This is a genomic window from Segetibacter sp. (genome assembly GCF_025963695.1).
GTDB lineage: Bacteria > Bacteroidota > Bacteroidia > Chitinophagales > Chitinophagaceae > Segetibacter.
Map to the genome: position 1 here is coordinate 1 of NZ_JAOQAH010000001.1, position 9,129 is coordinate 9,129.

The 9,129-nt window shown below is 38.0% G+C and carries 9 protein-coding genes; all 9 read left to right on the forward strand.

Annotation, left to right across the window (positions count from 1 at the left end):
* Nucleotides 1–735: AraC family transcriptional regulator (locus JWR87_RS00005; RefSeq protein WP_297814353.1), on the forward strand; the 735-nt coding region annotated here is incomplete at its 5' end.
* 23 nt (nt 736–758) lie between these two features.
* The gene (locus JWR87_RS00010; protein ID WP_297814356.1) at nt 759–1,334 is read left to right on the forward strand and encodes a Crp/Fnr family transcriptional regulator; all 576 of its coding nucleotides are present in this window, start codon (nt 759–761) and stop codon (nt 1,332–1,334) included.
* Nucleotides 1,335–1,447: 113 nt separating this feature from the next.
* Nucleotides 1,448–1,825, forward strand: coding sequence for a DoxX family protein (locus JWR87_RS00015; RefSeq protein ID WP_297814359.1), 378 nt, complete (start codon nt 1,448–1,450; stop codon nt 1,823–1,825).
* Nucleotides 1,826–2,003: 178 nt separating this feature from the next.
* Nucleotides 2,004–2,519 (forward strand): hypothetical protein, encoded by a 516-nt coding sequence (locus JWR87_RS00020; protein ID WP_297814361.1) that lies wholly within the window; start codon nt 2,004–2,006, stop codon nt 2,517–2,519.
* A 946-nt stretch (nt 2,520–3,465) separates the two neighbouring features.
* On the forward strand, nt 3,466–4,797 hold the full coding sequence (locus JWR87_RS00025) for a toll/interleukin-1 receptor domain-containing protein (protein ID WP_297814363.1): 1,332 nt from the start codon (nt 3,466–3,468) through the stop codon (nt 4,795–4,797).
* A gap of 5 nt (nt 4,798–4,802) precedes the next feature.
* Nucleotides 4,803–6,920, forward strand: a complete 2,118-nt coding sequence (locus JWR87_RS00030; RefSeq protein ID WP_297814365.1) for a hypothetical protein — start codon at nt 4,803–4,805, stop codon at nt 6,918–6,920.
* 196 nt (nt 6,921–7,116) lie between these two features.
* Entirely contained in the window at nt 7,117–7,533 is a 417-nt protein-coding gene (locus tag JWR87_RS00035) for a transposase (RefSeq protein WP_297814368.1), read from the forward strand.
* A gap of 14 nt (nt 7,534–7,547) precedes the next feature.
* A complete protein-coding gene (locus JWR87_RS00040) occupies nt 7,548–7,691 on the forward strand; it encodes a hypothetical protein (RefSeq protein ID WP_297814371.1) in 144 nt (47 codons plus the stop codon).
* A 759-nt stretch (nt 7,692–8,450) separates the two neighbouring features.
* Nucleotides 8,451–8,996: a hypothetical protein gene (locus tag JWR87_RS00045; protein WP_297814375.1), complete on the forward strand. Its 546-nt coding sequence runs from the start codon at nt 8,451–8,453 to the stop codon at nt 8,994–8,996.
* Nucleotides 8,997–9,129 lie beyond the last annotated feature (133 nt).

Sequence of the window (9,129 nt, forward strand, 5' to 3'; positions counted from 1 at the left end):
GCAACTTTAAAGGAAGGAGATTACGTGTTTGTACCGGGGATGGATAATAATTATGTCAATAGCATTCCTTTCAGGGCAGAACGGCAATTTTTTAATTGGTTAAAAGAATGTTCAGAGAAAAAAATAAACGTTTGTTCAATTTGCACAGGAGCCTTTGCCTTAGGTCATGCCGGTCTATTAAAGGACACTGAATGCACAACTCACTGGAGAAGAGTAAAGGAACTGCAATTGCAATTTCCATCCGCGAAGGTGGTATCAGACATTTTGTTTATAAAGAGTAATAATGTTTATACCAGCGCCGGAATTAGTGCTGGTATTGATCTGGCTTTAGCAATCCTGGAAGATTTAAAAGGTCCCCTTTTTACTCATAAGGTGGCAAGGGGGCTTGTGGTGTATCATAGAAGGAGCGGCAAACATAATCAGCAAAGCATTTATTTAGACTATAGAAATCATATAAACCCGCAGGTACATGAAGTACAGGATTTCCTTATTGATAACCTTTCTAAAGAAAACAATATCGATGATCTTGCCTCCCTTGTAGGTATGAGCTCCCGCAATCTTAGCAGGGTTTTCAAAGAGAAGACAGGATCTACAATATTAGAATACCATACTCTACTGCGCAAGGAATATGCAAACACAATGCTGAATAATCCGGAGTACACTATTGAATATATAGCTTCACAATGTGGCTTTAAAACAGCCAGACAGTTACATAGAATTTTAAAAACCTACTAAATAATTTTACTTCAAAAGAATTCATGGATACGGCATTAGTCAATTATATTAATCTCCTTCAATCCATTGTTAGGTTTGAACAATGGGAAATAGAGATGATTATTAAAAGTATTTCTATCAAAGCAGTTAATAAGAATACTATTATAAAACATGCCGATTCCAAGGCTAAAGAATTGTACTTTGTCAATAAAGGCTGTATACGAACATATTATTTAGATAAAAACGGCGACGAGTATACTCGGAATATTGCTTTTGCAAAATCCTATTGCTGGGCTATCAACTTTCTAAACGACCTACCCATTCACGAGTATATTGAAGCTATCGAGGATTCGGAGTTGCTGACTTTTACAAAGGAGAAGTTTAATTTTCTTGTTAACAGCAGCCAAGGGTTTAGAAAAGGATACATGCTGGCTTTAGAAAAAATAGCACTAATCTATGCAACAAGGGTAGAAACACTGATCTGCTTGAATGGCAAAGAGAGATATCAAAACCTGCTTTTAAACAGCCCCGATATGATCTTAAACGTATCTAATAAAATCGTCGCTTCCTACCTGGGCATTACAGAACAATCCTTAAGCAGAATTAAAGCTAGCTTATAATATTTTACCATTTGGTAATTGTTCTACTTGGAATGCAGGCGAGTTTTACATTCTAACAAATTAAATAAATAATCATGTTACCAGAAAGAATCGCCTTAAAAAATAAAAAAATTATGTTTTGGACAATCACTGTTTTGATCAGTGCTTTTTTTATCCTGAGTGGATATATGGAGTTAACCAAACATCCCGCAACTTACCCTAAAACAATAAGAATGGGTTATCCTCCGTATTTTATTACTATGCTTGGAGTTGCTAAACTTATTGGCTCTGCAGTGTTTTTGGTTCCTATGTTTCGTAGGTTAAGGGAGTGGGTTTTTGCCGCTTTTACTATTGATGTAATCTTTGCATTTGTTTCAGGATACACAATAGCAAGCTATGGCGATTGCATTAAGGCAACAGTCGTTTTTATTGTAATAATGATTGCCTATTTGCTGTTTATTGATATTGAAAAAAGAGCCTCCCGGAAAATGCATCTTGAAGCATCGTATTAGATAGCACCGCCGATAGGCAAATTGATGGGGCGGAAGGAAGCGTTCAGAGATTAAGATACCTATATGTCCGCACACAAGAGTAAGCGGTCATACCAGAGCTATTCAAAATATACCATTACAAGAATCTAACGAACAACACCTAAAACCTAATCTATTCGTATCATTTTAAAAGACAAAAATGGCAACCTTATTTGTATTACTCGCAGCGTTTTCAATCAGTTTGATTCTAACGAAAATATTCACCAAAACATATGATTACCCTTTGTCGGGAAGAATTGCTATGGCGGTAATGTTAGTATTTACAGCAATTGCACATTTCACGTTTACAAAAGGAATGACAATGATGCTACCACATTTTATACCTTTCAAGACATTGGTCATTTACCTGACAGGCATTTTTGAAATTATAGCTGCAGTAGGTTTATTAGTACAGACCGTGAGGGTATGGGCAGGCTGGACATTGATACTTCTCTTTGTCTTATTACTGCCTGCAAATGTAAATGCCGCTATCCACCACATTGATTATCAAAATGGCAAACTAGACGGAAATGGACCTATTTACCTATGGTTTAGAATTCCATTACAAATACTTTTTATTGTGTGGACTTACCTTAGCGTGATCAAGTTGCACCCACACCTGGCAAGAAGCACGAACCGCCAAGAGGATATTACAAAACGGCAGAAGAAAGGATAGGCAAAAAAATGGCAGCAATAAGTACAAGAGTAACCGAAAGTCAGCTGAGGAAAAAGAAATGATGGCTTGGGAAATGAATGCCATTCCTCAATATGAATCTAATAATGATAAAGGTAAATATTACGAAAGCTGGCTGCAAATCCCCGGCTCTCCGTACTGTTCGGCAGGACAACTACGGAGGCAATTGATAACCCAGACTGCGTCTGGTATTTGGAAAACCAATGTCCTGGAATTCCGGACGCAGTCCGGCTTCTCATTTAAAAATCCGTAGTCGAAGATATACGGATAGCTGGTTCTCCGTAGTGTTCCGCAGGACAACTACGGTAAATGATAATCCATGCTGTGTGTGGTATTTGAAAAACGAATGCACCTGTTCTTTGTTTTCTGCCGTTGCGGGTGTTCCTTGCAGCGGTGCCTTTGCAGCTGTTATCACCTGCCATAGTAGCGTGGGCATGATAACCGATGAAATAAGACCGAGCATTTTGGAATCGTTATCGCTAATGCCTACGATTATTTACACCTTTCATCGTCAACTCTTGCACTAACGACTTAAGTTTTTTACATTGTCTGTAATGTCAGAAATAACTTTCAATCAGTATCCGCAATTCTTCAAAGCCTCAATTCTTGACTGGAAGCTCTTATCATTACGCCTCTCATAAATACAAATTACTGCTACCCCAAAAGTGATTCAGCTCTGCTTCTTTTTATCTTAAAGCAAGCAAATAGTCTTTCTTAACTCACTACAATCCGTGAGGAGTTATTAATAAAGAACGCTAACAAAGGCGAAAAAAAGTAATTGTTGTAGGTGCCAACGTTTGCAACGGCCAAAACAAGTATCCCTTCGATAACTGGAGAAATAACAAAAATTGGCCAACTATAGCATTAGTGAATTTAAAGAATTAAATTTCACTATCAATCAAAACAACAATTAATAGCTTAAATATATATGCCGCTAAATGCAGTAAAAAAAGAACTTGAATGGGACAAGCTGGTAGCAACAATAAAAGAAGGGAATGCAATACCTATTATAGGAAATGAAATGTACAAGTTTGAAGAGGTAGGAACGAATGAAAAAGCTACTGTAGACTCTTATATTTCCCACACCCTTCTTAAACAGGTTGACCTATCACAAAGTCAGCTATTAACAATATTAGAGACCATTTCTTTAATAAAGAAAACTACTGCCTATACTTTTGATGATATCGAAAAAGCAGTTGAAGAAATCGTTGGAAACATGATTGAAAGACTACAAAAATCTGAGATTACATTTCCTCTTATTCAAAAGTTAATCGGCATTTCTGGCTTTGATTTTTACGTCAATACCACAGTTTATGGCAGCATCTTGCAGGCGATCATCGAAAAGGCTCATCCGGGCACTTTAACAATCATAGACTTTAAAAGAAATAAAAATTTCGGTACCGACACCGGAAAAATCACAAGAAATAAACAACTAAATATTTTTGGCTCATGCGAGCATCCTCCGTCTGCTATTTCAGAAGAGGATATGCTGGAAACTACCATCTTGTTTAAAGAAAAAATGATTAATTGGCAGCCCGAACTGCTTAATCAATTAGAGCGAAAAAAAATTGTCTTTCTCGGCTGTACACATCCGGACTGGTTCAACAGGTTTTTTATCCGGATAACATCTAACAAAGCTCTGGATACCTGGAATACAGAACAACCTATTTTAGTTAATGATGAATTTTCTCTGCAGCAAGAGAAATTTGAATTCTTTAAAAAAAATAAAGCATTGATATATGAAAAGGGAACTGATGAATTTGTAAAAGAACTCGCACGACAATGGCAAGAAAAAAACCCTACAAAACAACATATTTTTATTAGCTACTCACACCAAGATAAAACTGCTGCTGATACACTTGTTGAAACCCTCTCAAAAATTGATAATGTCGAATGCTGGATAGACAGCAAATTTTTAGCTCCCGGCTCAGACTACCCTAAAGAAATTACTTCTCAAATAAAGTCGTGCGACCTTTTCATCCCGTTAATATCCAACAATTCGTTAAGCAATCCATCTTCCTACGTGATGGATGAATGGTACCAGGCACGTATTGTAAACCGGGATAAAATGGATGCTAATCTTCCTTACCTTTTTCCAATTAACATTTCAAAAGATACCGATTTTGCGCACCCTACTATTAAAAAGAATTTTGCCAGCGACACCTATACCATCACTCCTGTTTTAGATGGGAAACCTGACCAAAATTGTTTAAACCTGATTGAACAGGCTCTTAATAAAATCGCTGCAAAAGCATATTAATTAAAATGGATACAACAACGACCGGCAGTAAATTTAAGGGTTTAGACGCCTATAATGAAAAAGATGTAAATTTTTTTCACGGGAGAAAAAGCGAAAGCGAGCAGTTGTATAACCTCGTTAATGCAAATCCCATTACTGTCCTGTCAGGAAAATCAGGAACGGGAAAAACGTCTCTATTAAAAGCGGGTGTTATCCCACGGTTAAGTAAGGAAAAATATTTTCCAATAATAATTCGATTTAAATTTTTTGAGAAAGATCCGGACCTCGTGACGCAAGTGAAAATAGAAATTGAAAAGGCTATTAAAGCGAGAGCATATGATGTAGACTTTTACCCTAATGATAGCGATATAACGCTGTGGGAATATTTTCAAAGAGAGTTGCTGTGGAATTTATTTACACCTATTCTCATATTTGATCAATTTGAAGAAGCTATAGAAACAGGACTGAATAATAAATTTAAGCTTGAAAGTTTTTTGACAGAACTGTCTGACTTGGTTGAAAATAACATACCTGAAAAGGTAAGTATTGAGATTGCTAACGGTGAGAAGGTAATAGATACCAGGAGCATTAGGCAAAAAGCAAAAGTGGTACTTTCAATTCGTGAAGATTTTCTTGGAGAATTAGAAACCCTCACGGCCACCTACCATATTCCTTCAGCAAGGCATGCCAGATGTAGGTTAATTCAATTTGATGAAAGGCAGGCCACAGAGGTTGTCGAAAATTTATGGCCAAACGCAACAGGAGATAACGTCGTAAAGACAATTCTTGAATTTGCCACTAAAGAGGTGGAAACAAATAAGAAGGCTAAGTTACCGGCAATAGCATCAAATAGCATCTCAGATATGAAAGTAGAGCCATCGCTGCTTAGCCAGATTTGTAAATTGGTTGAAGAAAAACGTGTAGAAAAGAAAGCCCCAATAATAACGGAAGATTTACTCAAAGAATCTAAGCAAAGTTTTTTCCTCGAGAATATTTACCATACTGCCTTGATAGAGGCTATTAAAAAAATAGAAGAGACTACACCGGAAAAAAGAAGCAGAAAGAAAAACGACCCTCCTATAGCAATGGAAGATACTCTTAAGGTATTTATAGAAGATGGGCTGGTGTCAGAAAAAGGTTATCGAACAAGATTTAAAGAAAAAGCGATTTCTGGTGAACTTCAGCCAGGTATCAAACAGTTAAAAACTAATTACTTTTTAAGGAGTGAAGATGATGAGATTGAATTGACAAATGACCTTTTTCGTCATTTAATTCAGAAAGAAAGGGAAGAAAGGATAAAAGCAAGGTTTAACAGGAAAGTCAGGAAAATCGGTTTTGCCATTATAATTGCCTGCTGTTTTATAGGGCTCTGTATGTGGGGTGCAGGTGCGTATCAAGCTGCGAAGGCACTGGCAATGAATGATAGCCTGAAAAAGGATAATAACATTCTTATTGCTGAGAATGAAGTTGCGATAAAATTAAATAAGCAATTGCAAGACGAAAACCGCAAACTCGAAGCAAAGAATATTCTATTACACAGCACTGACCCTGGTGCGGTTGGACAACCTGGTGATTCTGTAAAAGTTGCTGTTCAGCCTAAAGACAGCGTTCCCCCTGTAAAACCGCCTTTTCCGCCTAACGTCGTGAACCGGACAAAGGGTAAGGATAACAATAATGTTGCTGTTGTGAAGGAGCCGGTCGGTCCCGCAAACGGGGGTGGTGTGAATAAGCCCGCTGATCCCCCTAACCCAGGTGATGTAAAAAAGTCAATTGGTCCGCATAAGGCGGATGATGTGAATAAGCCGGTTGATCCCGCTAAGCCACGTAAGCCGGATAGCAAACATAAAAAACCTGTTAAGCCTGAAATTCCAATAGACCTGCCAACGCCTGAACCACTGAACGAAAGTAAAGATCTCAAAGACATTAAAAGTTACAAGCAGGTCGATCTTGCCATAGAACCTGCTACAGGCGAAAAGCATCCATCAATCAAAAAATATCGACCTCCCCTACGGCCTCATATTACCTTAAAATCTGAGCTTATCAAAAAACCTGATGTTTTGGTAGTAAACCCTGCTGCACCGACAAAGCCCAAAAAGAAAAAAAGAATTTTCGGCTACGGACACGACTATCACGTGCAACTGTAAGTTTTCCGGCCCTTGCTGGTCTTCCTTGAAGCCGTGCCGTCGCATGGTTATATAACCCAGCTCTCCCCAGCTCTCCGTAGTGTTCCGCAGGACAGCTACGGAGGCAAATGAAAACCCAGACTGCGTCTGGTATTTAAAAAACCAGTGTTTGGCTTAACAGAGAATTTTGCATTTTGATACAAACGCCTCGAAGCAAATGAAAGATGACGGATACAAAATAAGAGACCAACATGCAGTCCACTTTATAACATTTGCTGTTGTTGAATGGGTAGATGTTTTTACACGAAGAACATATTCAGATATTGTAATACAAAGCATTTTTTATTGCATTAACAATAAAGGACTAAAACTACATGGATGGTGGATTATGACTAATCACTTGCACCTAATTATAAGTGCACCAAATGGTAATCTTTCCGATATTCTCAGAAACTTTAAAAAGTTTACTTCAAAGGAGGTAATAACAGCAATTGAAAATAACAAACAGGAAAGCAGGAAGAACTGGATGTTATGGATCTTTAAAAAAGCAGGGGAAAAGAACAGCAGGAATAAGGAATATCAATTCTGGCAACAGGATAATCATGCTATTCAATTGCAATTGATTTTACGTTAGATAAATTGAACTACATGCACAACAACCCGGTAAAAGCTGGCATAGTAGAAAAGGCGGAGGAGTATTTATTAAGCAATGCAAGAGATTATTCTTATGGAAAAGGCGGTCTGCTGCCGATTGAACGCCTAACAGCAGCATATACTCTGCGTTCCAGCTAAGTTTCTTTGAATCTCGGACACCGTCCGGCTTTTCATCGAAAATCCGGAGTCGAAATATACAGATAGCTGGTGAGGAAAACCTGGTGCTGGAAGTATTCAACTAAAACACCAACTACCACGTAAAAAAGAAGCCCGGTGCTGTGAACCGGGCTCTCTGCGTTTTGACCTTACCGTACTTATTTCTTTCTACCCGGTTTCCTCTGTGCTGAGCTTTTCTTTTTAGTAGGCTTATTCTTCTTAGGGTGCGCTGTTTTTTTCGACATACAATTAAATTTAAGGTTAGTGAATTATTTATTCATGGCTACAGCGTATTTCTTCCCGTTCTTCCATGTTGTGCTTTCAGAAGCGGCAACTGTACAGCCGACTATAAGTGAACAAAGATATGCCTATAAGGGTAAATACGATATTTTAATCAAGGTCAGCCGCTCGGGCATCTTGTAAACCATCTCACGCCGTTGCAGGGTGTTATAAAATAGCTTGGACTCAGTCCCACCGTTCTCCCCGGCTCTCCGTAGTGTTCCGCAGGACAACTACGGAGGCAAATGATAACCCAGACTGCGTCTGGTAGTTGGAAAAACTAATGTCCTGGAATTCCGGACGCAGTCTGGCTATTCATTTAAAATCCGTAGTCGAAGACATACGGATAGCAGGGTCTTGGAATTCCGGACGCAGTCCGGCTTCTCATTTAAAAATCCGTAGTCGAAGACATACGGTTAGCCGCAACTTGTGGATACATCGTGACATTGCATCATATACTTTATGAAATTGAAAGTTCCGTTTGTAATTGTATTTCTTTGTTCGCTCTTACAGCACTGTGGCGAACCCAATGAAAAAGAAGGAAATCCACTTACTTCCATATCAACGCAAGTTTATGTAGACACAAGTATCTATACTATTCTTCCCTATGACACTTCCGATCACTGGGTATTTCAAAAGGCAAATGCCACGAGCCTGTCCACTACCGAAATAATGAAAATTGAGAAAATGCTTCAAACGGCTATTTCAGAATATAATGTTGAGCAAAGAAACAAGTTTGACAGTATGATTAAAAAGCATCCCGATTATGAATTAAAGCAACACAACTTTATAAGTGAATTGAAAAGATATAAAAGACAATATTTTCCAATTGTAAATGAAAAAGGAGAAAAGGAAGTGTGGGTAAATTGCTTTTGTAGTACCTGGGGAAGTGAAAAATGGAAAAGTGAAATTATACATGTTAAAGATGGAGGAAATTGCTTCTTCAATGTTAAGATTAATCTGACCAAACAAATTTTATATGAATTATCGGTCAATGGCGTTGTTTAAAAGAGTGCGGCTAACGTTTTTGTGTTTATGAAGTTGTGGCATTTGAAAAACATCAGTCTCAATTAACCACAAAAGCAAAATAGCGATTTAAAGTCGAATGCTTAACGTCCAGCCACAATTTTATAAACACGCT

What these genes read in the sequence shown, in the direction of transcription:
- JWR87_RS00045 (WP_297814375.1), top strand. Translation starts at nt 8,451, where the DNA reads ATGAAATTGAAAGTTCCGTTTGTAATTGTATTTCTTTGTTCGCTCTTA.
- JWR87_RS00030 (WP_297814365.1), top strand. Translation starts at nt 4,803, where the DNA reads ATGGATACAACAACGACCGGCAGTAAATTTAAGGGTTTAGACGCCTAT.
- JWR87_RS00015 (WP_297814359.1), top strand. Translation starts at nt 1,448, where the DNA reads ATGTTTTGGACAATCACTGTTTTGATCAGTGCTTTTTTTATCCTGAGT.
- JWR87_RS00020 (WP_297814361.1), top strand. Translation starts at nt 2,004, where the DNA reads ATGGCAACCTTATTTGTATTACTCGCAGCGTTTTCAATCAGTTTGATT.
- JWR87_RS00035 (WP_297814368.1), top strand. Translation starts at nt 7,117, where the DNA reads ATGAAAGATGACGGATACAAAATAAGAGACCAACATGCAGTCCACTTT.
- JWR87_RS00025 (WP_297814363.1), top strand. Translation starts at nt 3,466, where the DNA reads ATGCCGCTAAATGCAGTAAAAAAAGAACTTGAATGGGACAAGCTGGTA.
- JWR87_RS00040 (WP_297814371.1), top strand. Translation starts at nt 7,548, where the DNA reads ATGCACAACAACCCGGTAAAAGCTGGCATAGTAGAAAAGGCGGAGGAG.
- JWR87_RS00010 (WP_297814356.1), top strand. Translation starts at nt 759, where the DNA reads ATGGATACGGCATTAGTCAATTATATTAATCTCCTTCAATCCATTGTT.